The organism is Massilia sp. Root418 (assembly GCF_001425265.1).
Classification (GTDB): Bacteria; Pseudomonadota; Gammaproteobacteria; order Burkholderiales; family Burkholderiaceae_D; genus Rugamonas.
In genome coordinates this window covers 425,782-450,628 of the sequence record NZ_LMEC01000011.1, presented here as the reverse complement: position 1 = coordinate 450,628, position 24,847 = coordinate 425,782, and the positions used below count along the sequence as shown (strand labels likewise).

The 24,847-nt window shown below is 67.1% G+C and carries 17 protein-coding genes; 11 read left to right on the top strand and 6 right to left on the bottom strand.

The window, feature by feature from the left end:
* Positions 1-175: 175 nt before the first annotated feature.
* From ASC94_RS09400 to ASC94_RS09370, 7 genes are all read left to right on the top strand, one after another.
* The gene (locus tag ASC94_RS09400; protein WP_056393648.1) at positions 176-1,993 is read left to right on the top strand and encodes a monovalent cation:proton antiporter-2 (CPA2) family protein; all 1,818 of its coding nucleotides are present in this window, start codon (positions 176-178) and stop codon (positions 1,991-1,993) included.
* Between the two features lie 111 nt (positions 1,994-2,104).
* Entirely contained in the window at positions 2,105-2,509 is a 405-nt protein-coding gene (locus ASC94_RS09395) for a GFA family protein (protein WP_056393646.1), read from the top strand.
* A gap of 106 nt (positions 2,510-2,615) precedes the next feature.
* Positions 2,616-4,787 carry a TonB-dependent siderophore receptor gene (locus tag ASC94_RS09390; RefSeq protein ID WP_056393645.1) on the top strand — a complete coding sequence of 724 codons (2,172 nt, stop codon included), beginning with the start codon at positions 2,616-2,618 and terminating at the stop codon, positions 4,785-4,787.
* 4 nt (positions 4,788-4,791) lie between these two features.
* Complete coding sequence (locus ASC94_RS09385; protein ID WP_229417228.1) at positions 4,792-5,124, top strand: DUF3649 domain-containing protein; 333 nt, start codon at positions 4,792-4,794, stop codon at positions 5,122-5,124.
* A gap of 8 nt (positions 5,125-5,132) precedes the next feature.
* A complete protein-coding gene (locus ASC94_RS09380; protein WP_082616372.1) occupies positions 5,133-6,827 on the top strand; it encodes a PepSY domain-containing protein in 1,695 nt (564 codons plus the stop codon).
* A complete protein-coding gene (locus ASC94_RS09375) occupies positions 6,824-7,195 on the top strand; it encodes a DUF3325 domain-containing protein (protein ID WP_229417227.1) in 372 nt (123 codons plus the stop codon). The genes ASC94_RS09380 and ASC94_RS09375 overlap by 4 nt, the downstream gene beginning before the upstream one ends.
* Before the next feature lie 28 nt (positions 7,196-7,223).
* On the top strand, positions 7,224-9,086 hold the full coding sequence (locus ASC94_RS09370; protein WP_229417226.1) for a M2 family metallopeptidase: 1,863 nt from the start codon (positions 7,224-7,226) through the stop codon (positions 9,084-9,086).
* Between the two features lie 287 nt (positions 9,087-9,373).
* Here ASC94_RS09370 and ASC94_RS09365 read toward each other — a convergent pair whose 3' ends face one another.
* Positions 9,374-12,100 (bottom strand): TonB-dependent receptor, encoded by a 2,727-nt coding sequence (locus tag ASC94_RS09365; RefSeq protein ID WP_056393640.1) that lies wholly within the window; start codon positions 12,098-12,100, stop codon positions 9,374-9,376.
* 254 nt (positions 12,101-12,354) lie between these two features.
* The gene (locus tag ASC94_RS09360) at positions 12,355-13,311 is read right to left on the bottom strand and encodes an alpha/beta hydrolase (protein WP_082616371.1); all 957 of its coding nucleotides are present in this window, start codon (positions 13,309-13,311) and stop codon (positions 12,355-12,357) included.
* A 120-nt stretch (positions 13,312-13,431) separates the two neighbouring features.
* Between ASC94_RS09360 and ASC94_RS09355 the strand changes: the two genes are divergently transcribed.
* Positions 13,432-16,134, top strand: coding sequence for an alpha-amylase family glycosyl hydrolase (locus ASC94_RS09355; protein ID WP_082616370.1), 2,703 nt, complete (start codon positions 13,432-13,434; stop codon positions 16,132-16,134).
* Here the strand turns inward: ASC94_RS09355 and ASC94_RS09350 are convergent.
* The 4 genes from ASC94_RS09350 to ASC94_RS09335 form a co-directional block, all read right to left on the bottom strand.
* A complete protein-coding gene (locus tag ASC94_RS09350; protein ID WP_056393636.1) occupies positions 16,072-17,733 on the bottom strand; it encodes a methyl-accepting chemotaxis protein in 1,662 nt (553 codons plus the stop codon). The genes ASC94_RS09355 and ASC94_RS09350 overlap by 63 nt on opposite strands.
* Positions 17,734-17,826: 93 nt before the next feature.
* Positions 17,827-18,345 (bottom strand): GNAT family N-acetyltransferase, encoded by a 519-nt coding sequence (locus ASC94_RS09345; RefSeq protein WP_056393634.1) that lies wholly within the window; start codon positions 18,343-18,345, stop codon positions 17,827-17,829.
* Positions 18,346-18,360: 15 nt separating this feature from the next.
* Positions 18,361-18,876 carry a GNAT family N-acetyltransferase gene (locus ASC94_RS09340; RefSeq protein WP_056393632.1) on the bottom strand — a complete coding sequence of 172 codons (516 nt, stop codon included), beginning with the start codon at positions 18,874-18,876 and terminating at the stop codon, positions 18,361-18,363.
* A gap of 62 nt (positions 18,877-18,938) precedes the next feature.
* Complete coding sequence (locus ASC94_RS09335) at positions 18,939-20,219, bottom strand: amidohydrolase family protein (RefSeq protein ID WP_056393630.1); 1,281 nt, start codon at positions 20,217-20,219, stop codon at positions 18,939-18,941.
* Positions 20,220-20,413: 194 nt separating this feature from the next.
* Here ASC94_RS09335 and ASC94_RS09330 point away from each other — a divergent pair, with 194 nt between their 5' ends.
* The 3 genes from ASC94_RS09330 to ASC94_RS09320 all read left to right on the top strand — a co-directional run bounded on the left by ASC94_RS09330 (position 20,414) and on the right by ASC94_RS09320 (position 24,840).
* Positions 20,414-21,178: a phasin family protein gene (locus tag ASC94_RS09330; RefSeq protein WP_056393628.1), complete on the top strand. Its 765-nt coding sequence runs from the start codon at positions 20,414-20,416 to the stop codon at positions 21,176-21,178.
* Between the two features lie 91 nt (positions 21,179-21,269).
* Positions 21,270-23,042, top strand: coding sequence for an ABC transporter ATP-binding protein (locus ASC94_RS09325; RefSeq protein ID WP_056393626.1), 1,773 nt, complete (start codon positions 21,270-21,272; stop codon positions 23,040-23,042).
* Positions 23,032-24,840: an ABC transporter ATP-binding protein gene (locus tag ASC94_RS09320; protein ID WP_056393624.1), complete on the top strand. Its 1,809-nt coding sequence runs from the start codon at positions 23,032-23,034 to the stop codon at positions 24,838-24,840. The genes ASC94_RS09325 and ASC94_RS09320 overlap by 11 nt, the downstream gene beginning before the upstream one ends.
* The last annotated feature ends 7 nt before the right edge of the window (positions 24,841-24,847 follow it).

Here is a 24,847-nt window from a genome sequence, read left to right as displayed (position 1 = left end):
GGCGGGTTACGCGCTCCGCGCTAACCCGCCCTACGTTCTACCCGTGTAGGGCGGGTTAGCGCGCCGGCGCGTAACCCGCCATCGCCCACCGCCGCCACCCGCCTCCCCCTCACGCGCAATTGTCAAACGCGCCACGTCACCGCATACTGCGTCCTTACACAACTAAGGATACGCAATGGAAGGCTCCAATCTCCTCTTGATGGCCCTGGTCTACCTCACCGCCGGCGTGCTGGCGGTGCCGCTGGCGCAGCGGCTGGGATTGGGCTCGGTGCTCGGCTACCTGGTGGCCGGCCTGCTGATCGGCCCTTCCGCCCTCGCCTTCGTGCACGACCCGGCCGAGGTGATGCACTTCGCCGAATTCGGCGTGGTGATCATGCTGTTCCTGATCGGACTGGAAGTGCAGCCATCCCTGCTGTGGCATATGCGCACCGCCTTCTTCGGCCTGGGCGGCCTGCAGGTGCTGTTGAGCGGCCTGGCGCTGGCCGCCATCGGCCTGGCGTTCGGCATGGACTGGCAGGCCGCCGTGGCGCTGGGCTTCATCCTGTCGCTGTCGTCCACCGCCGTGGTGCTGCAGTCGTTGGAGGAAAAAGGCCTGCGCAAGACGCCCACCGGCGACGCCTCGCAAGGCATCCTGCTATTCCAGGACGTGGCCACCATCCCCATGATCGCCGCGCTGCCGCTGCTGGCCGACGAACGCGTGAGCAACGCCGCCGACTCCGGCCTGCTGAAAGGCACGCCCGCCTGGGTCCACGCCGCCGCCGTGATCGGCGCGGTGGTGATCGTCATCGTGGTGGGCCGCTTCCTGATGCGGCCCGCGCTGCGCTACATCGCCAAGATCCGCTCGCGCGAAATCTTCACAGCTGCCGCGCTGCTGCTGGTGGTGGGCGTGTCGCTGCTGATGCAGGCGGTGGGTCTGTCGGCCGCGCTGGGCGCCTTCCTGGCCGGCGTGGTGCTGGCCGACAGCGAATTCCGGCGCGAGCTGGAGGGCGACATCGAACCGTTCCGCGGCCTGCTGCTTGGCCTGTTCTTCATGTCGGTGGGCGCCAGCGTCAACCTGGCGCTGGCGGCGCAGCAGGCGGGCCTGCTGGCGGCCATGGTGTTCGGCCTGATGGCGGTGAAGACCGCCGTCATCTACGGCATCATGCGCGCCTTCGGCATGCCCTCGCGCACGGCGGCGCAGACCGGCGCGGCGCTCAGCCAGGGCGGCGAGTTCGCCTTTGTGCTGCTGGGGCTTGCCTCCGCCTCGGGCGTGATCGCAGCCGACATCTCGGCGCTGTCGGTGGCCGCCGTCGCCATCTCGATGGCGCTCACGCCCTTCGCGCTGATCCTGTACGACCGCCTGGCAGGCCCGGGTTTTTCCAGCAAGCCGGAACCCGAAGCGGGCGCGCTGGAACACGAGCCGGACGTGATCGTGGCGGGCTTCGGCCGTTTCGGCCAGATCGCCGCGCGCCTGTTGATGGTCAACAAGTTCAACATCTCCACGCTGGACGCCAGCGCCGAGCAGGTGGAGCTGGTGCGCCGCTTCGGCCGCCGCGTCTATTATGGCGATGCCACCCGGCTCGACCTGCTGCGCGCCGCAGGCGCGGCGCAAGCCAAGCTGCTGATCGTGGCGATCGACGACCGCGACCAGGCCGAGGCGCTGGTGGAAATCGCGAAGCAGTATTTCCCCAACCTGACCGTCCTGGCGCGCGCCTACGACCGCCGCCACGCTTACCGCCTGCTGGACCGGGGCGCGCACGTGGTGGAGCGCGAAACCTTCGAAGGCGGTCTGGCCATCGGCGAGAAGGCCTTGCGCGCGCTGGGCGTGGCGCCGGAAGACGCGGCCAAGGCCAGCGCCAGCTTCCGCCGCCACGACGAGGACATGATCACCGCGCTGGCCAAGGTGTGGGGCGATGACGAGAAATATGCCGTGGCGCTGCGCGAATCGAGCGAGCGCATGAACCAGCTGCTGGCGGCCGACTTGCAAGAACGCAGCAGCGTGCCGGAAGCCTGAGCGCGCAGCCCGCAGCCCGCCGCCCGTCGCCCGGAACCGTGCACCGCGCGGCCATCCGCCGCGCTACACTTCCTGCAGGCCGGATTTGGCCCGGCCGTCAGGAGACATTCAATGAAAAAAACCTACACCGGCAGCTGCCACTGCGGCGCCGTGCGCTTTGAAGCCGACATCGACCTGAGCGCCGGCACCGGCAAGTGCAACTGCTCGATCTGCACCAAGATCCGCAACTGGGGCGCCATCATCAAGCCCGACGCCTTCCGCCTGCTGGCCGGCGAGGACGCGCTCACCGACTACCAGTTCGCCACCAAAAGCGCGCATCACCTGTTCTGCCGTACCTGCGGCGTGCACGCCTTCGGCCGCGGCTACGTCGAGGAAATCGGCGGCCATTACGTCGGCGTGCAAGTCGCTTGCCTGGACGACGTGACGCCGGAAGAATTGATCGCCGCGCCGGTGCACTACTCCGACGGCCGCCACAACAACTGGCAGCACCCGCCTGCGGAAACGCGCCATCTTTAAGGTTGTCCTCCCGGGTGCAGCTCTGCTATAATGAGAATCATTCTCATTAAAAGAGTCAAGCAACCACGCCAGCCATCGCCAGCCGTTCACTTTCAAGGATGGCCCGATGCCGCACCCTCGTTTTCCCTCTTCGCCGCTGAGCGCCGCCGTGCGCTCGGCCCTGGTCTTCGCTGCCCTGGGCGGGGCCGCCCCGGCATCCCACGCCGCCGGCCCGGCTGACGACGCCGGCGCAGCCGCCGCCCCGGCCGTCATGGCCGTGGTCACCGTCGACGGCAAGAAGGAAGACGACACCTACGCTGCGCGCCGCGCCGGCGTGGGCACCAAGACCGACACGCCGCTGATCGAAACCCCGCAATCCATTTCCGTGATCCTGCGCGAGCGCTTCGAAGAACAGGGCGCGCAAACGCTGCGCCAGACCGTGAACTACAGCGCCGGCCTGGTCTCCACCTATTTCGACAGCCGCGTGGACTCGGTCAGCGCGCGCGGAGGCAACCCCGCGCTGCTGCAGGACGGCGTGCAGATGAACTTCGGCTCCTACAACACCACCCGCCCCGATCCGTACACGCTGGAACGCGTAGAAGTGCTACGCGGCCCGTCGTCCGTGCTGTACGGCCAGGGCGGCATCGGCGGCGTGGTCAACCTGGTATCCAAGCGCCCCGTATCGGGCAACCAGCGCGAAGTGCAGGCGCAGCTGGGCAGCAACAGCCGCAAGCAGGTGTCGGCCGACATCAACCAGGTGCTGGACGAGCAGGGGCACTGGATGGCGCGCTTGGTGGCCGTGGCGCGCGACAGCGGCACGCAGGTACACCACGTGGCCGACGACAGGCGCGTGTTTGCGCCTTCGCTCACCTGGTCGCCCAACGGCGACACCGAACTGACCCTGACGGCGCTGCGCCAGGAAGACAAGAGCGGCTCGCTGATCGGCTTCTTCCCGTGGCAGGGCACACTGCTGCCTTCCAGGTTCGGCCGCATCGGCACCAGCACCTTCACCGGCGAGCCGGGCTGGGACGCCTACAACACCGAGCAGACCAACCTGGGCTACATGCTCAGCCACCGCTTCAGGAACGGCATCCAGCTGCGCCAGACGGTGCGCAAGTCGAACAGCAGCGTGGACTACCGCAGCGCCTACACCAGCTTTACCGCCGTGCCGGCCGCCGGCCGCCCAGCGCGCCCGGTCTTCAACGCCGACCAGCGCACCATCAACCGCGACCTGATCCAGCAGTACAACGAGCTCGATACGCTGCTGGCGGACACCCAGCTGGAAGCGAAATTTGCCACCGGCGCCATCCAGCACACCTTCCTGGCCGGCTTCGACCTGCAGCGCGTGGAAACCCGCCAGGCGCGCGGCACCGGCGTGGCAGCGCCGCTGGACGTGTACGCGCCGGTGTATGGCCATTACACGCCGCCCGCCTCGCTCTCGCACATGCCCACCACCAATCTGCACCAGAGGGGCCTGTACCTGCAGGACCAGCTCAAGTTCACACCCAACTGGACCGCGCTGGTCGGCCTGCGCCGCGACGCCGCCGAGAACGACATCGAAGGCCGCGCCGCCAGCCGCACCGACGACAAGGCCACCACCAGGCGTGCCGGCCTGCTGTACCTGTCGGAACAGGGCTGGGCGCCGTACGTGAGCTATTCCGAGTCCTTCCTGCCGCTGGGCGGCGTGGACCTGAGCGGCAAGGCCTTCGCGCCGCAGCGCGGCAAGCAATGGGAGGCGGGCCTGAAGTGGCAGCCGAAGGACGGCGGCTTCAACACCACCCTGGCCGTGTACGACCTGCGCGACACCAACCGCAAGACCACCGACCCGGCCAATCCGCTCAACAGCATCCAGATCGGCGAAGTGCAGGTGCAGGGCCTGGAGCTGGAGAGCGGCGGCAGCCTGGGACGCGACTGGAGCTGGACCGCAGGCTACGCCTACACCGACGCCAAGGTGGCCCGCAGCAACGGCGCCGACAACGGCAAGCGCCTGAGCGGCGTCCCGGAGCACAACGTGTCGGCCTGGCTGACGCACCGCTTCGCCATCGCCGGCAAGGCCGGCTTCAGCGCGGGCGGCGGGGTACGCCACCTGTCGTCCTCATGGGACGGGCTCGATGTGCTGGAAACGCCCGGCATCACCCTGCTGGACGCCATGCTGTCCTACAGCAGCGGCCCTTGGCGCATTGCCGTCAACGTCACCAACCTGGCGGACAAGGTGCAGATTTCCACCTGCCTGGCGCGCGGCGACTGCTTCTACGGCCAACGCCGCAGCGCCGCGCTGACGGCGCGCTACGCCTGGTAGTCCCATGCGGATGCCTATCCTTTCCGCGCCGCTGGGTCATCGGCTGGGTCATCGGCTGGCGTATCGGCTGAGCGTAGCCGCGCGCGCCGCAGCCGCCATCCTGGGCGGCTACGCGCTGGCGGCGGCGGCCAGCGCCTTCCTGGCTCAGTTGCTGCCCCTGCTGCCGCGGCTGAACCTGAGCCGCGCGGACGCCGTAATGGCCGCCACGCTGTCCTCCTTTGCCGTCTACGCGGGCGCGGTGCTGTGGGCGTTCGCCGCCCGCACGGCAGCGCGCGCCTGGGCGGGCGTGTTGCTGCCGGCAGCCGCGCTGGCCGGCGCCGCCTGCGCCATTTCCTGAGGTTGCCGATGAAAGAAAACTTCCGCCAATCGATGGCATGGCTGCACACCTGGTCCGGCCTGCTGGTATGCTGGATCCTGTTCCTGGTATTCAGCGCCGGCACCGCCAGCTATTTCCGCGACGAGATCAGCCTGTGGATGAAGCCGGAGCTGCACGCCGTGCAGGTGCGCGGCGTGGCGCCGGCCACCGCCGCCGTGGTGGCGGTGCAAGCCTTGCAGGAGCGCGCGCCCGACGCCAAACGCTGGTTCATCACCCTGCCCACCGACCGTACGCCGGCCATCCGCATCGCATGGACGGACCCGGACCGCAGCAAGCGCGGGCTGAAATCGGCGCTGATCGATCCGGCCAGCGGCATGGAACTGAACGAGCCGCGCGAAACGCGCGGCGGCGAATTCATCTACCGCCTGCATTTCGACCTGCACTATATGCCGCCCATCTGGGCGCGCTGGATCGTGGGGTTTTGCGCCATGTTCATGCTGGTGTCCATCATCAGCGGCGTCATCACGCACAAGCGCATCTTCAAGGACTTCTTCACCTTCCGCAGCAACAAGGGACAGCGCTCCTGGCTGGACGCGCACAACGCCACCGCCGTGCTGGCCCTGCCCTATCACCTGACGATCACCTACACCGGCCTGGTGACGCTGATGTTCCTGTACATGCCCGCCGCCACGCAGGTGGCCTACAAGGGCGACCGCGAAGCCATGACGGCGGACGTCTTTCCCAGCGCAGGCAAGCCGGTCAAGCCGGCCGGCGCCTACGTGCCGCTGGCGGCGGTACGGCCCATCGTCGAGCGGGCGGAAAAGCATTGGGGCGGACGCGCGGCGGGTGCGCTCAGCGTCACCAGCCCGAACGACGCGAACGCGCGCATCTCGGTCACGCGCGCGGCGGGACGCGAGCTGTCGAACAAGCAGCCCGCCATGCAGTTCGACGGCGCCAGCGGCGCCCTGCTGGCGCAAGCCGGCGACGCCCCGAGCGGCGCGGCCGCCACGCACGGCGTGATGTACGGCCTGCACATCGCGCGCTTTGCGGGCCCGCTGATGCGCGGCTTCTTCTTCCTTTCCGGCCTGGCGGGATGCGCCATGGTGGCCACCGGCGCGCTGCTGTGGGCGGTCAAGAGCCGCCAGCGGCAAGCCAAGGCGCTGAAGGCGGGCGGCAATTTACGCGGCAACGTGGGCTTCGGCACACGGCTGGTGGAAGCGCTCAACCTGGGCGTCATTGCCGGCTTGCCCGTCGCCTACGGCGCCTACTTCTGGGCCAACCGCCTGCTGCCGGTCGGGATGGCGGAACGGCCAGAAAACGAGATCATGTGGTTCTTCATTTCCTGGGGCGCTGCCATGGGGCTAGCGCAGATCAGGCCGGACCGACCGATGTGGCGCTTCCAACTGGGCGCCGGCGCGCTGCTGCTGATGGGCATACCGGTGCTGAACGCGTTCACCACCAGCTCCCATCTCGGCGTGACGCTGCTGCAAAGCCGTGGCCCGGCCGCCGTCGCCGGCTTCGACCTGACCGTGTTCGCCCTCGGCTTGCTGCTGGCCTTCGCCGCCCACCGGCTCGGCCGCAGCGCCAGGGAATCCGCTCCAGCCGCCAAAGCCGGTTCCGCCCGCACAGCCAGCGTTCCCGTGCCCGCCGCAGCAGTCGCGCCACGCAGCCCTGAGGCCGTAGTTGCGGCGCCTGTGCCTGTGCCTGTGCCGGCAGCGACGTGAGCGCGTTGCATCTCCGCGACCTACTCGACCTGCTCGCGCTGTTCGCGCTGAGCTACGGCGGCATGTTCGCGCTCAGCATGGCCATGGACCGCCACTACGCCGACCTGCGCGGGCGCGGCGCGGAACCGCCGCCGGCCATGCGCAGGCGGCTGCAGCTGGGCGGCGCCGCCGCGCTGGCGCTGGCGCTGGCCGCATCGGTGCACGCCGTGGGCGGACCGCACGGCTTGCTGCTGTGGCTGGGCGCGCTGACCGGCACCTGTTTGCTGCTGGTGTTGTTGCTGTCTTACGCCCCGCGCGCGGCCGCCCTGCTCGGCGTGGCGGCCTATGCCTGTGGATCTGTCGCCCACCTTCTGGCCGGTGTATATTAGTCCATTCATCAACCCGAAGGAGACTGCAGTGCCACAACCGCTGTATATCAAAGCCATCCCCGCCGCCGTGATGCTGGCCGCTTGCGCGTTCCAGCCCGCCCACGCCGAGGGTGCCGCTGCCAATGCGCCTGCCACAAGCAAGCCCGGCAAGCCCGGCAAGCCAACCGTCGCCCAGGCCGAACGCTTCCTGAACGACACGGAAGCCAAGCTGGAAAAGCTCAACCTGGACAGCGCCCGCGCCCAATGGGTGGCGCAGAACTTCATTACCGACGACACCGAAGCCCTGGCTACCTATTTCGGCGAGCGCCAGCTGAGCGCCGCCGGCGAAGCCGCGCTCGGCGCGCGCCGCTATAACGGCCTGCCGCTCAAGGAAGACTACGCGCGCAAGCTCAAGCTGCTGCAGCTGACCCTGATGCTGTCCGATCCGAAAGAGCGCGAAGCCTATGCCGCCAAGAACGCGGCCCTGAACGGCGCCTACGGCAAAGCCAAATACTGCCCCACCGGCGGCCAGGAATGCCTGCCGCTGGGTGAGCTAGAAAAAATCCTCGCCACCAGCCGCGACCCGGCCAAGCTGAAGGAAGTATGGATGGGCTGGCACGCCCAGTCGCCATCCTACAAGCAGATGTACGTCGACTACGTGGCCTTGTCCAACAAGGGCGCGCGCGAAATGGGCTTCGCCGACACCGGCGCCCTGTGGCGCTCGCAGTACGACATGCCGCCGGAAGCCTTCTCGGCCGAGATGGAACGCATGTGGCAGCAGGTCAAGCCGCTGTATGACTCGCTGCACACCTACGCCCGCTACAAACTGCGCGCCGCCTACGGCCCGGACGTGGTGCCGGCCAGCGGCCCGATCCCGGCCCACCTGTTCGGCAATATGTGGAGCCAGAGCTGGGAGAACATCTACCCGCTGCTGAAACCGGCCAACAATGCCAGCAGTTTTGACCTGACCAAGGTGCTGGAAGAGCGCAAGACCGACGCCAAGCAGATGACGCAGTACGCCGAGCGCTTCTACACCTCGCTCGGCATGCAGAAGCTGCCCGAGACGTTCTGGCAGCGCTCCCTGCTGACCAAGCCGCGCGACCGCGAAGTGGTGTGCCATGCGTCCGCCTGGACCATGGACGGCAAGGAGGACGTGCGCATCAAGATGTGCATCCGCCCGACCGATGAAGAGTTCAAGGTGATCCACCACGAGCTGGGCCACATCTACTACGACCTGGCCTACAACAAGCAGTCCTTCCTGTTCCAGGGCGGCGCCAACGACGGCTTCCACGAAGCCATCGGCGACACCGTGGCGCTGTCGATCACGCCGGACTACCTGAAGAAGATCGGCCTGATGAACCAGGAGCCGGAAGCGAACGCCGACATCGGCGAGCTGCTGCAGCGCGCGCTGGCCAAGGTGGCCTTCCTGCCGTTCGCCTACTCGGTGGACAAGTGGCGCTGGGACGTCTACGCCGGCAAGACCAAGCCGGCCGACTACGACAAGACCTGGTGGCAGCTGCGCGAGCAGTACATGGGCGTGAGCCGTCCGGCGCCGCTGGCGGCCGACGGCTTCGACGCCGGCGCCAAGTACCACGTGGCGGCCGACGTGCCGTATGCGCGCTACTTCCTGGCGCACATGCTGCAGTTCCAGTTCCACCGCGCGCTGTGCCGCGAAGCCGGCTACAGCGGGCCGCTGCACCGCTGCTCGGTGTACGGCAACCAGAAAGCCGGCGCCAAGCTGCAGCAGATGCTGGCCATGGGCGCCAGCAAGCCCTGGCCCGAGGCGCTGAAAGCGGCCACCGGCGAAGAGCGCATCGACGGCTCCGCGCTGCTCGACTACTTCGCCCCGCTGAAGACCTGGCTCGACGACCAGAACCGCCAGCTGGCCGCCGCTGAAGGCGCCAAGAAGTAAGCGGCGGCGGCGGTTTGGCGGCGGTTTGGCGGTGGTTTGGCGGTGGTTTGGCGGTGGTTTGGCGGTGGTTTGGCGGGTTACGCGCTGCCGCGCTAACCCGCCCTACGGACATACCGCTGTAATCCCGTAGGGCGGGTTAGCACGCAGTGCGTAACCCGCCGATGCCGCGCCACCGCTGATCCCGTAGGGCGGGTTAGCACGCAGTGCGTAACCCGCCAACCCGCGCCGCAAAGAAAAATCCCGCCATGTTTGCGCATGGCGGGATTTTTTACGTCAGCTGAACCGGCTTAGAACTTGTAGTTCGCGCCCAGCAGCAGCGTGCGGCCGTATTTCTGGTATTCCAGTTGCTGGTTGCGGTTGCCGTTATAGGTTTCGTAAGCGGCGTTGCGCAGGTTGTTCACCTGGGCGACCAGGCCCACGCCCTTCAGCGGACCGCTCTGGAACGAGTAGCCGATCTGGAAGTCGATGATGTTCTCACCCACCACGTAACGCAGCGAACGCTCTGCCGCGAAGTTGCCGATCTCGCCCACGAAGTCAGAACGCTTGCGCTGCGAGATGCGGGTCTCGAAGCCGTTCTTCTCGTAGTAGAAGGTCAGGTTGGTGGTGTGCTTGGACAGGCCTGGCAGCGGAATGCCCTTGCCGATGCTGCCGTCCGGATCTTCGATCGCAATGGCGCTGTCGGTGTAGGTGTGGCTTGCCACCACGCCGAAGCCGTCCAGCATCGGGCTGAACATGTTCAGCGGCAGAGAGCCGGACAGCTCCAGGCCCTTCATGTTGCCGCCGTTGCCGTTGTATGGCGCCTTGTAGTCGCCGATGGCAGTATTGGCCTTGGTGCCCGGGATGTAGGCGCCGAAGTCATAGCTCTTGGTCTGCGTGAAGATGTAGGTGTCCAGCTTCTTGTAGAACGCAGCCGCCGCCAGGTAAGCCTTCTTGCCGAAGTACTTCTCGTACGAGATGTCGAAGGCCTTGGCGCGCCATGGATCCAGGCGTGCATTGCCGCCGCTGGCGCCCGGCTTGAAGGTGGTGTCGCTCACGCCGAAGTCCAGTGCGGAACGCAGCTGGTCGACGCGCGGACGGGCGATCTGCTTGGCCAGGGCCATGCGCACGGTCTGGTCGCCTTCGAAGGCGAACGCCAGGTTCATGCTCGGCAGGTAGTCGGTGTAGGTCTTGCCGTCGTGGACAGGCTTGACTTGCTGGCCGGCCGGCGCGGTGCCGTCGTAGTAGTTCGAGTCCGAGGACTGGTCGGTGTGCTGCGCCTGCACGCCCACGTTGCCGCGCATGGTCACGCTGCCGAAGTCGTGCTCCAGGTTGGCCTTCACGAAGGCGGTGGTGATCTTCTCCGACACTTCCCAGTTCTTCGAGATCAGATAGCTCTCGGTGGCGGTCGGCTTGAAGGTCATGTACTTGGCCACCACGGCCGGCACGTTCCACGACGGGATGGTGCCGATGCCGGCGAAGCCCAGGTTCACAGGCGAGAACAGCAGGTCGTTCGAGATGGTGGTCGGATTGCCCTGCAGGTTGATGTTGCCTTCCGGCTGTTCCTTGACCTTCTGGCGGTCGCTGTAGTTGCCGCCCACTTCAAAGCTCGACATCCACGATTCAACCGCTTTCGGCGCGTCGAACTTGGCCGACAGCTTGAAGCTCTTCAGCGTGTCTTCCACTTTCGGGGTCTTGCCGTAGCCGGAGCCGTAGATGGTGCCCTTCACGTACAGCTGCGAGGCGTCGCTGTAGCTGCGGGTCGGGGTCATCAGCGGGAAGGTGCCGCTGCCGAACTGCAGCTTCACGTTGTCCAGGTACTGCACCGAGTTCACGGCGCCCAGCTGCAGGTTGTTTTCCAGGCTGACTTCGTCGCGCTTGGCGTTCGAGTAGCTGGCGTCCGCCACCAGGGTCACGCCGTCCAGGCGCAGTTCATTGTTCCAGCCCAGCGCGCGGATGTCGTCCTTGCGCTTGTCGTACATGCCGCGCACCAGCGGGTACACATTGTTGGCGGTGGCGCTGCCCAGGGCGTTGCCGTTGTTGGTGACGTTGGTGAAGACCGGATCGGGCTTCAGGCCGCCGTTGTAGCCGCCCAGGTTGACTTCCCACTGGTTGGCGGTGTCTTCATGGTTGAACTGGGACGCGTACATGTCCACCATGCTGGTCCACTGCTTGTTCGGGCGGTACTGCAGCACGGCCATCAGGCCATTGCGGCGGTTGTAGCCGCTGCGGCCCAGGGCCTTGATGCCGTCGGTGATGGTGGTGCCGGAGGCGACGCCCGGACGCGAATCGGTCTTCCACGGTTCGTAGATACCGGTTTCCTGCGCCAGCACCGGCGACTCCAGGTGGGCGAAGCCGACCGCCACGCCCAGGGTGCGGTCCAGGAACTGGTCGATGTAGCTGAAGCTGACGCGGTTGCCTTGGTCGTTGGCGTTGGAGATCTTGCCCACCGAGTTCTTCTCGCCGCGCACATTCACGGCGATGGTGCGCTTGCCGAAGGCCAGCGGACGCACGGCCTGCAGGTCCAGCGTGCCGGACAGGCCCTGGCCGATCAGGCCCGCGTCCGGGGTTTTGTAAATGGTGACGCCGCTCAGCAGCTCGGACGGGTACTGGTCGAATTCGACGGAGCGGTTGTCGCCGGTGGACACTTGCTCGCGGCCGTTCAGCAGCGTGGTGGAGAAGTCCGGCGACAGGCCGCGCACGGAGATCACCTGGGCACGGCCGGCAACGCGCTGGGCGGCCAGGCCTGGCAGGCGGGCGATCGATTCGGCGATCGACACGTCCGGCAGCTTGCCGATGTCTTCGGCGGAAATCGCCTCAACGATGGAAGTGGCTTCTTTCTTCACCGAGATGGCGTCTTCAATGCCGCGGCGGATACCGGACACGGTGACCGTGGCCATCGGTGCGGCAGCTTGTTCGCCGCTGGTTTGTGCGTGGGCCGAGCCGGCCAGTGCGGAAACAAACAGGGCGCATGCGGCCGCCACCGGGCTCAGTTGCAGGACCGCGCGCTGCGAGCGCTCAGGTGCGAAATTCTTCATAAGGATGTCCCCTCTTTAGACAGATCAAAAGTCCCGCAGGCTGTTTATTTCGACTACACGGGAGCCAGCAAAGCAAACGCTCTCAAGACGTTCTATGCGGAATTTTGTACTAAAACTAGATATCAAGTCAATTAAAGTTCATCCCGGCTACGCAATAACACGTGTTTAGCCTCTGGCGCCGCCTATGAAAACGCTGTCCTCGTTGTATTTCAGCTACATACTCGCCAGTCGCCACTTGTAGTCGAACTACAAAATCAGCGCGAAAGCAGGAAGCGCAGCGGCACCTCAACGCGCTCGCGCCACGCCGCCTCGCTGTGCTCCGCGCCGGGGAACACCTGGCTGATCCAGTCCACGCCCATCCGGTAGCCCTTGGCCCGCACGATGCCGTCCACCTGCTGCTGGTATGGCGCGTAGAGCGCGTCCAGCGTGGCATCGCCATGGTCGAAATACAGCTTGTGCCGGCCGGCGCGCGGCAGCTTGCGGGCCAGCCAGTCGAAATAGGCGGACGCGTAGCGTACCGGTCGGGCGTCGGCCTGATCGAACAGCATGTTGAAGTTGGTGGTCAGCGGCCAGTGCGTGGACAGGCAGGCCGCGCCGGCGAACACGTCCGGATAGCGCGCCAGCGCGTACAGCGAAATCAGCCCGCCCATGGAAGAACCCATGATGAAGGTATCGGCCCGTTCGGGGCTGGTGCGGAAGCGCGCGTCGATGGCGGGCTTGAGCTCCTCCACGATGAAGCGCAGGTATTGCTCGGACAGCGTGGGCAGCCCGCCGGGCGTGGGCGGATCGCCCAGCAGCGCGGCGCGCAAGGGCGGCGCCAGCGCCTCCACCGCCTGCGCCGGGCCATATTCACGGGCCCGGTCGCGCGTGCTGGCGATGCCCACGATGATGGCGGGCCGCACCGCGCCAGTCGCCGCCAGCGCGGCCAGCCGCTTGTGCACGTCCCAGGCCTGGCCGCCCATGGCGGTGGCGGGGTCGAACAGGTTCTGGCCGTCGTGCATATAGAGCACGGGGTAGCGCTCGCTGCCCGCACCGTAGCCGGGCGGCAGCCACACCACCACCTTGCGCGGCGCCACCTGGGAGGAAGGAAAATCGCCCAGCGCGACCAAGTTGCCCTGCTCCGCCGCCGCCTGCGCCCCGGCCAGCGGGGCAACGCCCGCCAGCACCAGCCCCAGCCCCGCCAACACTATTCGCCGCCCACGTTGCACCATCACCCCTCCTGTACCAAAACTAGATTAAAAATTGCGCATTTCCCATGTATTATTGGCGATATAGACCACATAAGCCCGCCGTGTGTAGTCGTACTACGCAACGGAATCGAGGAGACACCCATGAAACGCCTGCTCGCCAGCGCCCTGCTGGCCGCCTGCACCCTGCCCGCCGCGGGCAAAGATTATCGCATCGACCATATGGAGCCGCCGAACTGGTGGGCCGGCATGCAGTCCAGGACACTGCAGCTGATGGTGCACGGCAAGCGAATCGCCGACCTGGAACCCGGCATCAGCTATCCCGGCGTACGCATCGGCAAGGTGGCGCGCGTGGCCAACCGCAATTACCTGTTCATCGACCTCGCGCTGGACAGCAGCGCACAGCCCGGCAAATTCGAGATCCGCTTCACCGAACCGGGACAGGCCGGCCACGGCGGCAAGCCGGCCGCCAGCTACAGCTACCAGCTGCTGGCGCGCGAGCCCGGCTCGGCCGAGCGCCAGGGTTTCTCCGGCAAAGACGCCATCTACCAGGTGATGCCCGACCGTTACGCCAACGGCAATCCGGCCAACGACAACAGCCCGCGCCTGGCCGAGCAAGCCGACCGCAACAACGGCGGCGGCCGGCACGGCGGCGACCTGCAAGGGATGGAGAATGCGCTGGGCTACATTGCAGGCATGGGCTACACCATGGTCTGGCCCACGCCGCTGGTGGAGAACGACATGCCGGCCTACTCCTACCATGGCTACTCCGCCACCGACCACTACAAGGTGGACGAGCGCTACGGCAGCAACGAAGACTACCGCCGCTTCAGCGCCAAGGCGCGCGCGCAGGGCATCGGCGTGATCCAGGACGTGGTGCTGAACCACATCGGCGGCAGGCACTGGTGGATGCGGGACATGCCGATGCCGGACTGGATCACCTATGGCGGCAAATACGTGCCCACCCAGCATCACCGCGTGGCCGTGGCCGATCCCTATGGTTCCGCAGAGGACAAGCGCAACTTCACGCAGGGCTGGTTCTCGCCCAATATGCCGGACATGAACCAGGCCAATCCCTACGTGGCCACTTACCTGATCCAGAACAACATCTGGTGGATAGAGTACGCCGGCCTGTCCGGCTTGCGGGTGGACACTTATGGCTATTCCGACGCCGCCTTCCTCAGCGCCTGGTCGCGCGCCATCATGACCGAATACCCCAACCTCAACCTGGTGGGCGAAGAATGGAGCAGCCAGATCCCGGTGGTGGCGCGCTGGCAGTACGGCAAGCGCAACCATGACGGCTATGCTTCCTACATGCCCAGCATGATGGACTTCCCGCTCAACGACGTGCTGCGCAAGGCGCTCACCGGCAAGGGTGAAGGCGAGCCCAGCCTGACCAACCTGTACGAGACGCTGTCGCAAGACCATCTCTACCCCAGGCCGGACAAGCTGGTGCTATTCGAAGGCAACCACGACATGTCGCGCCTGTTCAGCGAGCTGAAGAACGATGACGCGCTGTTCCGCATGGCCATCGCCTACGTGCTGACCATGCCGCGCATCCCGCAGCTGTACTACGGCACGGAAATCCAGATGACCAGCAGCACCGGCGCGCGCGACGACGCCTCCTACCGCCGCGACTTCCCCGGCGGCTGGGCCGGCGACCAGGTGAACGCCTTCACCGGCGCCGGGCTGTCCGCGCAGCAGCGCAGCGCGCAGGCGTTCATGAAAAAGCTGCTGAACTGGCGCAAGGGCGCGCGCGTGATCCACAACGGCCAGCTGATGCATTACGGCCCGGAGCAGGACGCCTACGTCTACTTCCGCTACGACGGCGAAAAGAAGGTCATGGTGGCGCTGAACCGCAACGCCAGGCCGGTCACCCTGCAGACGGCGCGCTTCCACGAGATGCTGTCCGGCGTAGCGGGCGGCACCGACGTCATCAGCGGCCGGCGCTACGCCCTGAACGGCGAAGTGACGCTGCCCGCGCGCTCGGCGCTGGTGCTGGAACTGGAGCCTGCCGCGCCTTCCTTTGCGGACGCTGCGGGTGCAAGCGCCGGGCCAGCCGTGCCGCGCGGCGAGCTGCGCATCATCGAAGGCTTCGCCTCGCCGCAACTGGGCAACAGCCGCGCGCTGCGCATCTACCTGCCCGCCAGCTATGGCGCCCATCCCGAGCGCCGCTACCCGGTGCTCTACATGCACGACGGCCAGAACCTGTTCGACGCCAAAACGGCCGCCTACGGCGCCGAATGGGGCATCGATGAAACCGTGGACAAGCTGGTGGCCGAAGGCAAGATGGCGGAGATCATCGTGGTCGGCATCGACAACACCAAGGACCGCATCGACGAATACACGCCCTGCTGCGACGCCAAATACGGCGGCGGCAAGCTGGCCGCGTATGAAAGCTTCGTGGTCGACACGGTCAAGCCCTATGTGGACCGCAACTTCCGCACCCGTCCCGGCAAGGAAGACACCGCCATCATGGGCTCATCGCTGGGCGGCATTGCCTCGGTGCTGATCGCGCAGCATCGGCCGGACGTGTTCTCCATGGCAGGCGGCGTATCGAGCTCATTCTGGTGGAACCAGCGCAGCCTGATCGGCAAGCTGCAGCCGTTGCCGGTCAGGTTCTACCTCGACGCCGGCACCATCAACGACGGCCTCGAAGACACCGCCCTGATGCGTGCCGTGATGCTGGCCCAAGGCTGGCGCGAAGGCGACAACCTCTACTACCACGAAGCGCCCGGCGGCACCCACAACGAAAAATCCTGGGCCGCCCGCGTCGGAATTCCCCTAACCTGGTTCTTCCCTTCCCACAGGCAGCCTGAGCCGCATTTTCCTCACCCCGGGGTCTGACCCCGAAGTGGGGGGAATGCGGCTCAGGCTGTCATGCAGTTTGAAGATGCTGACGGCTTCGGTGAGGCTTTGCGCTTGCTGCTGCAGGGAGTCGGCAGCGGCGGCGGCTTCTTCGACCAGGGCGGCGTTTTGCTGCGTGACGCTGTCCATCTGGCTGATGGCAATGCTGATCTGCTCGATGCCGTCGCGCTGCTCGCCGCTGGCCAGCGCGATCTCGCCGATGATGCCGTTCACCCGGTCGACGCTGGCCACCACTTCGGACATCGTCACCCCCGCCTGCCCCACCAGCTTGCTGCCCGCTTCCACCCGCTCCACCGACGTGCCGATCAGCTCCTTGATCTCGCGCGCCGCCGCCGCCGAGCGCTGCGCCAGGTTGCGCACCTCGGAAGCCACCACGGCAAAGCCGCGCCCCTGCTCGCCCGCCCGCGCCGCTTCCACCGCCGCGTTGAGCGCCAGGATGTTGGTCTGGAAGGCTATCCCGTCAATCACGCCGATGATGTCCACTATCTTGCGCGACGATTCATTGATCGCGCCCATGGTCGCCACCACTTCCGACACCGTGGCGCCGCCGCGCACGGCCACCTCGGAGGCAGTGTGGGCCAGCTGCCGCGCCTGGTCGGCGTGCTCGTTGTTCTGCCGCACCGTGCTGGTCAGCTCGACCATGGACGCGGCGGTCTCCTCCAGCGAACTGGCTTGCTGCTCGGTGCGCGAGGACAGGTCCATATTGCCGGTGGCGATTTCCGCGCTGGCGGTGGCGATGGTGTCGGTGCCGGCGCGCACCCGGCCCACGATGGCGGCCAGGTTGCCACTCATTTGCTTGAGCGCGGCCAGCAGCTCGCCGATCTCGTCTTGGCGGGTCACGTCCACGCTGCAGCGCAGGTCGCCCGCCGCCACGGTCTTGGCGATGCCGATGGCCTGGCTCAGCGGCCGCGTGATGCCGCGTATCAGCCACGTCACCAGCACGCTGCCCAGCGCCAGCGTGGCCAGCAGCATCACCAGGAGCGAAATGCTGGCGCTGCGGTGGGCGGCCTGGTTGTCCTGTTCCAGCCCGGCGGCCAGGCGCTGCGATTGTTCGCCGATGAAGACCACGATATCGTCGATTTTCCTGGTCGGCACGCGGTCCATGCCTTTGACCAGTCCGTCCACGACCTTGGCGCTGTCAGGGTTGGCGGGGTCGTATTGCTTGAGCGCCGCCAGGTAGTTGGTGCCAAGCTCTTCATGCATCCTGGCCGCTTCCGCCACCAGCGGCGTGCTCAGCTGAAGCTTGCGCAGCAGGGCGTCCAGTGTTTGCAGCTCGCCCTGCACCTGCTGGCCGGTCTTGACGAAGGCGGCAGTGTAGCGTTCGAGGTTGGCGGGATCGTTGCCGCGCAGCAGGATGTTCTTCCATTCCTGCACCTGGATCTTGAATTCCACCTGCGCGCTGCGGGCCGTGTCCACCGCGCGCGTCAAGGTGACCGAGCGCTGCATGCCCTCGGCGTTGCGGTCCTTGATGAAGTTGAGCGCGTCCCAGCCGACATAACCGACCACCAGCAGCGCCGCGAAGAAGAAGGCGCTGAGCATGCCCAGGCGCACCCCGATCTTGAGGTTGGCAAACTTCATGATGTTTCCCCTTGGAATTACTCCATGACGCAAGGTCTGCGCCTTGTCCACTACATCATGTGCCTCAGCACGGGAAAAGCAAGAAGAAATACCTCAGGCGTGGCGGAAATCCAGCCGGTAGACGTTGCTGTCCGTTTCCCAGCCGTCCAGGCGGGTGCGCTCGACAAACCGCATGCCCAGCTTGCCCAGCAGCTGGATGGAGGCGTCGTTATCGGGCGAGGTGATGGCCATCAGGCCGGGCAGCTCCAGCGTGCCGCGCGCGTGCGCCACCACGGCGGCGGCCGCCTCGTAGGCATAGCCCTGGCCCCAGTAGCGCGGCGACATGGCGTAGCCGATGTCGGTAGCGGGCAGCACGTCGCGCTTGATCAGGCCGCACATGCCGATTGCCGCGCCGTCGCTGCAGCGCTGCACCACGTACAGCGAATAGCCCAGCCGCTCGTACATGGCCACCGGGCCGTCCAGGATGGCGCCGCGGGCCGCGTCCAGCGTGCGGATGCCGCGGTCGCCGATGTAGCGTATCCAGGCGGGTTCGTTGACCAGTTCCAGGTAGAAGGCGGCATCGTCGGGGCTGACGGTGCGCAGCTGCAGGCGTTCGGTTTCCAGTATCAGCATGGGTTCAGCGCGGCCTCACAGCGGCCAGTTGTTCGGGTCGTCCAGCAGGCGGTACATCACGTACACGTCCACGTAGCCGAGTTGCTGGTGGCGGTAGGCCTTGGGCAGGGTGCCGACGATGGTAAAGCCGAGCTGCTTCCACAGCACCACGGCAGCCACATTGGTGCTGACCACGTAGTTGAACTGCATGGCCAGGTAGCCGTCCAGGCGCGCCTGTTCCAGGCTGTGGCGGCCCAGCAGCTTGCCCACGCCGATGCCTTGCGCGGCCGGGCTCACCATGTAGGAGGCGCTGGCCACGTGCGCGCCGCGGTCGGCCTGGTTGGGCAGCAGGCGGTACATGCCGAGCAGCCGCCCGCCGTTCAGCACCGCCACCCAGGTCTTCGCGCCGGCGCCGTACCAGTAGTTGCGGCAGGCTTCGCGGCTGGCGTCGTCGAACGGGTATTTGTCGCCGGCGGCGAGGATTTGCTGAAAGATGCCCCACACGGCATCGAAATCGCTGTCCGCAATCGGACGGATGTCTATCTCTTTCAAAACGCCCCCGGCTCACAATTTTGATGCATGATTGTCATGTATTTTCGCCGGCGGCGCAATCATTACAATCGGAAATCGGCCAGCTCCGGACGGCCCGGCAGGCTCAGCCTGGCAACCGCGCGCGGCGACTCACTGACGATTTTCCCGCGCCGCATGACCAGGCGGCGCGCGGCGCGCAGGCGGATCGCTTCCACCGGGCTGGCCGCGTCCAGCAGCACCAGGTCGGCGTGGCAGCCGGGCGCCAGGCCGTAGCCTTCCAGGCCGAGGATGCGCGCGGGCGCTTCCGTGACGGCCGCGTAGCAGGCGCGCATGGCGTCCTGCCCCGTCATCTGCGCCACGTGCAGGCCCATGTGGGCCACTTCCAGCATGTCGCCCGAGCCCAGGCTGTACCAGGGGTCCATCACGCAGTCGTGGCCGAAGGCGACGTCGATGCCGGCGGCGATCAGCTCGGGCACGCGGGTCATGCCGCGCCGCTTGGGGTAGCTGTCGTGGCGGCCCTGCAGGGTGATGTTGATGAGGGGATTGGCGATGGCCGCCACGCCCGCTTCCTTCATCAGCGGCAGCAGCTTGCTCACGTAGTAGTTGTCCATCGAATGCATGGAGGTCAGGTGCGAGCCGGCCACGCGGCCGTGCAGGCCGAGGCGGTGGCTGTGGCAGGCCAGCGTTTCGATGTGGCGCGACAGCGGGTCGTCCGACTCGTCGCAGTGCATGTCCACCCGCAAGCCCTGCTCGGCGGCGAATTCGCACAGGATGCGCACGGATTCGGCGCCGTCCGCCATGGTGCGTTCGAAGTGCGGGATGCCGCCCACCACGTCCACCCCCATGCCGATGGCGCGCTTCAGGTTGGCCAGCGCGGTGGGGCTGCGCAGCAGGCCGTCCTGCGGGAAGGCCACCAGCTGCATGTCCAGGTAGGGCGCCACGCGGCGCTGCACTTCCAGCAGCGCTTCCACCGCCAGCAGGCGGTCGTCGCACACGTCCACGTGGGTGCGGATGGCCAGCAGGCCGCGCGCCACCGCCCAGTCGCAGTAGCGCATGGCGCGCTCGACCAGCGCTTCCTGGGTCAGCTGCGGCTTGAGTTCGCCCCACAGCGCGATGCCTTCGAGCAGCGTGCCGGACTGGTTCACGCGCGGCAGGCCGTAGCTGAGCGTGGCGTCCATGTGGAAGTGGGCATCCACGAAGGGCGGCGACACCAGGTCGCCGCCGGCATCGATTTCCTGCGCGCCGCGCAGCGGCAGCGCCGCGTCCACCGCCGCGATCCTGCCGTCCGCGATGGCCAGGTCCATGCCGCGCCGGCCGTCCGGCAGGCTGGCGTTGCGTATCACGATGTCCGTCGTGGCTTCCATGCTGTCCCCCTAGGCTGCGATGGCCGATTGTAGGCAGAGCCTGCGCCAGGGCGCAAATACTATCGCAATGTTGCACCGCGTCAATATCGTGTTGCAAGCTGCTGAGCTAGCGAAAAAAATAACTTTTCTTCGCCGGCAATCGCCGCTAGAATGGATTTTATTGCAGCGCAATATAAACGTTCCCAGGAGAAGTCATGTTTTCGTTCACCGAACAGTTTTCCGCCGCCACCGCCAATGCCAAGTCCCAGCTGGACAAGCAGTTGAACAAGCAGCTCAGCATCGCCAACGAGTTCGCCGCCACCGCCTTCGACGGCGTACAGCAAATCATCGCCCTCAATGTCAGCGCCACCAAGGCCTCGGTGGAGAAGTCGTCCGCCGCCGCCAGGCAGTTGCTGGAGGCCAGGGATCCTGGCGAGTTCTTCAAGCTGAATCCCGTGCAAGCCCCGAATTTCGACAGCCTGCTGGCTTATGGCCGCGAACTGGTCAGCATCGCCAGCAAGACCCAGGCGGGCTTGCTGGAGGTAGTGAAGGAACAGATCAAGGACGCTACCGAAGCCGGCGCGGCAGCCGCCGCCAAGCCGCTGTCCCTGGTGGGCGCTGCGCCTGCAGCGCCTGCGGCGGCACCGTTCAGCGCCTCGGTCAATGCCCCGGTCAATGCCCCGGTTGCAGCCCCCGCTGCCGCGCCCGCAGCCCCCGCCGCCGCACCTGCGGCCAAGGCGCCGGCCGCTGCCGTGCCGCCGGCGGCGGCGGCTGCGCCCATCGCAGCAGAAGCCGAGCCGGCCGCGCCAGCCACCGTGGTAGCGCCGCCGGCCCAGAAAGCCGTGGCCGAAGCCGTGGCGGAAGCCGTGGCCCCTGCCCAGGAAGAAGCGCCGGCAGCCAAGTCGGCCAAGCCCAAGACCAACGCCGCCAAGCCGGCCGCCCCCGGCGATGCCGTTTCGCTGAAGGCAGTGAAGAAGTAAGCCGACGAAGTAAGCCTTGTAAACGCGGCCGCCCTGCAGGGCGGACCTCACTGAGGTATCCTAGCGGGCTTGACGCTGCAAGGACATTTCAATGAGTTTATCGAGGCTGATCGCCGGCTTTGTGCGCCAGCACTGGCCGGCTTATCTCGCCGCCGGCGCCATGCTGGCAGGCGTGGCTTTCCTGAGCATCCTGGTCCCGCGCCGCATCGGCGCGATGATAGACGGCCTGGCTGCCCACACCCTGTCCGGCACCGGCCTGCTGCTGCAGATCGGCGAGCTGCTGCTGATCGGCGCGGCCATCTATTTCCTGCGCGTGGGCTGGCGCCTGCGCCTGTTCGCGGCTGCCTACCAGCTCGGCGTGCAGCTGCGCACGCGCTTCTACGCGCGCCTGTCGCTGCAGGGCCCGGCCTTTTACCAGAAGCAGCGCACCGGCGACCTGATGGCCCTGGCCACCAACGACATCGACGCCATCGAGATGGCGGCCGGCGAAGCCATGCTGGCCGGTTTCGACGGCACGCTGACGCTGGTGATGGTGCTCGGTATCATGCTGCTAGGCGTGGACTGGCGCCTGGCCTGCATCGCCCTGCTGCCCTTCCCGCTGATGGCGCTGGCGTTCTGGCGCATTTCCAGCCACATCCACACCGCCTCCACCGATTCGCTCAAGCGCTTTTCCGCGCTGAACGGCCACGTGCAGGAAACCCTGTCCGGCGTGCGCACCTTGCGCGCGCTGGGCCTGGAACAGCGCAGCAGCGCGCAGTTCGGCGAACTGGCCGGCCACGCCGCCAAGGCCAGCCTCACCGCGCAGGTGTGGGAAGCGGCCTATGAACCGGCGGTGGGCCTGACCTTGACCGCCGCCACCGGACTGACCCTGGGCCTGGGCGGCTACCTGGTCTGGCAGGGCGAGCTGACCATCGGCGCGCTGACCGCCTTCAGCATGTACCTCGGCCAGCTGATCTGGCCCATGTTCGCGGCCGGCTGGGTGCTGTCGCTGATCGAGCGCGGCCGCGCCGCCTACGCCCGCCTGCTGCCCATGCTGGACGCGCCGCTGGCGGTGGACGACCACGGCAAGATCGCGCAGCTGCCGCCGGGCGAGCTGGTGCTGGAGCGGGTGAGCTACACCTACCCCGGGCAGGCCGCCGGCGCCGAGCCGGCGCTCAAGGATATCTCGCTGCGCCTGAAACCGGGCCAGACCCTGGGCCTGGTGGGCCCCACCGGCAGCGGCAAATCGACCCTGCTGCGAGTGCTGCTGCGCCAGCTCACGCCGCAGCACGGCACGGTGCGCTGGGGCGCGCACGCGCTGGACCAGTACACCCTGCGCGCGCTGCGCGGCGCCATCAGCTGGGTGCCGCAGGAATCCTTCCTGTTCTCGGCCACCATTGCCGAGAACATTGCGCTGGCGCGCGAGCACGCCAGCCGCGCCGACGTGCAGCACGCCGCCGACCTGGCCGCCATCCACGACGACATCCTGCTTTTCCCGCAGGGCTATGAAACCGAAGTGGGCGAGAAAGGCATCACGCTGTCGGGCGGCCAGCGCCAGCGCGTGGCCATCGCGCGCGCGCTGCTGGCCAACAATTCCCTGCTGCTGCTGGACGACGCGCTGTCGGCGGTGGACACCGGCACCGAAACGCGCATCCTGGAACACCTGGAGGAACTGCGCCGGGCCGGCCACCAGAGCGGCGCCGAACGCAGCGCCATCATTGCCAGCCACCGCCTGAGCGCAGTGGTCAACGCCGACCTGATCGTGGTGCTGCGCGACGGCCGCATCAGCGAAACCGGCACCCACGAGCAGCTGCTGGCGCAGGACGGCTGGTATGCCAGCCAGTGGCGCTATCAACAACTGGAGGCCAGCCTCGATGCTCTCTAAACCGGACGAAACTTCCGCCAGCAAGCAGGCGGTCCAGGCCCTCGGGCTGCTGCACCGCGCCGCGCTGCCGGACCGCCACCACCTGGGCTGGGCCCTGCTGTGGCTGGTCGCTGCCGCCTTCCTCGAAGTACTGGGCCCGATCGCGGGCAAGGCGCTGATCGACGAACACCTGCTGCCGCGCGTGCTGGACTGGCCGCGCATGGCCATGCTGCTGGCGGCCGTGGTGCTTACCGGCTGGGTCGCCAGCGGCCTGCGCTACCTGCAGCTGGTGCGCCTGTCCGGCCTGGCCATGCGCTCGGTGCAGCGCCTGCGCGAGCAGGTCTACGGCCACGTGCTGCGCCTGCCCATGGCCTTCTTCGACCGCGCCATCATCGGCCAGCTGGTGTCGCGCGTGACCAACGACACCGAGGCCGTCAAGACGCTGTACGTGCAGGTGCTGTTCGTCATGCTCGACAGCTCCATCGTCCTGGTGGGGACCATGATCGCCATGGCCTGGCTGGACTGGCGGTTGATGCTGATCGTGCTGGCGCTGCTGCCGGCGGTGCTGGGCATCGTGTGGCTGTACCAGCGCTGGAGCGCGCCGGCCGTCACGCGCGCGCGCCAGCTGCGCAGCGAGATCAACGGACAGATGGCCGAGTCCATCGGCGGCATGCCGGTGCTGCAGGCGAACAACGCGGAAGCGCGCTTCGCCGCCCGCTTCGGCAAGACCAACGCCGAGCACTACACCCAGCGCCTGGCCGAGATCCGCGCCAACGCCTGGCTGCTGCGGCCCGCGCTGGACATGCTCAACGTGATCCTGCTGGGCGCCGTCATCTTCGCCTTCGGCCAGCGCGAAATGAGCGCGGCCGAGGTGGGCGTGCTGTACGCCTTCATCAGCTACATCGCGCGCGTGATCGAACCGCTGATCCAGATCACCATGCAGTTCAGCCAGCTGCAGCAGTCGGTGGTGGCCACCGCGCGCGTGTCGGCGCTGCTGGACGAGCCGGTGGCGGATGAACACGCGGCCGCTGCCGATCCCGGTGCCGATGCCGGCGCTGCAACGCTGCGCCCCGAGGTACCGCCGGACGTGCCGGCGGTGGCGATCCGCCACCTGAGCTTCGCCTACAACGAAGACCAGACCGTGCTGCACGACCTGTCGCTGGACATCCCGCAGGGCGGCTTCTTCGGCATTGTCGGCCACACCGGCAGCGGCAAGTCCACCCTGCTGTCGCTGATGCTGCGTTACTACCCGGTCAAGCATGGCGACATCGCCATCCTTGGCGAGGCGCTGGCGGGCATACCCAACGCGCGCTTCCGCGGGGAAGTGGGCCTGGTGCCGCAAGACCCCTTCCTGCTGGCCGCTTCGGCGCGCGACAACATCGACATGGGACGCGGCCTGTCCGACGCCGACATCGAAGCGGCCGCGCGCGCCGCCCACGCGCACGGCTTCATCGCGGCGCTGGAGCACGGCTACGCCACCGGCCTGGGCGAAGGCGGCTCGCGCCTGTCCAGCGGCCAGAAGCAGCTGATCGCCATCGCCCGCGCGCTGGCCGGCAAGCCGCGCATCCTGCTGCTGGACGAAGCCACCTCGCGCATCGACAGCCAGACCGAGCAGATCGTGCAGACCGCCCTGGATGAGTTGCGCGGACGCGTCACCATCATCGCCATCGCGCACCGGCTGTCCACCATCCGCGACGCCGACCGCATCGTGGTGCTGAACCACGGCCGCATTGCAGAAGCAGGCGCGCACGACGAGCTGATGCGGATCGAAGGCGGCCTGTACCAGCGCCTCTACCTGTTGCAGCAACTGGCCGCATAGCACCAAA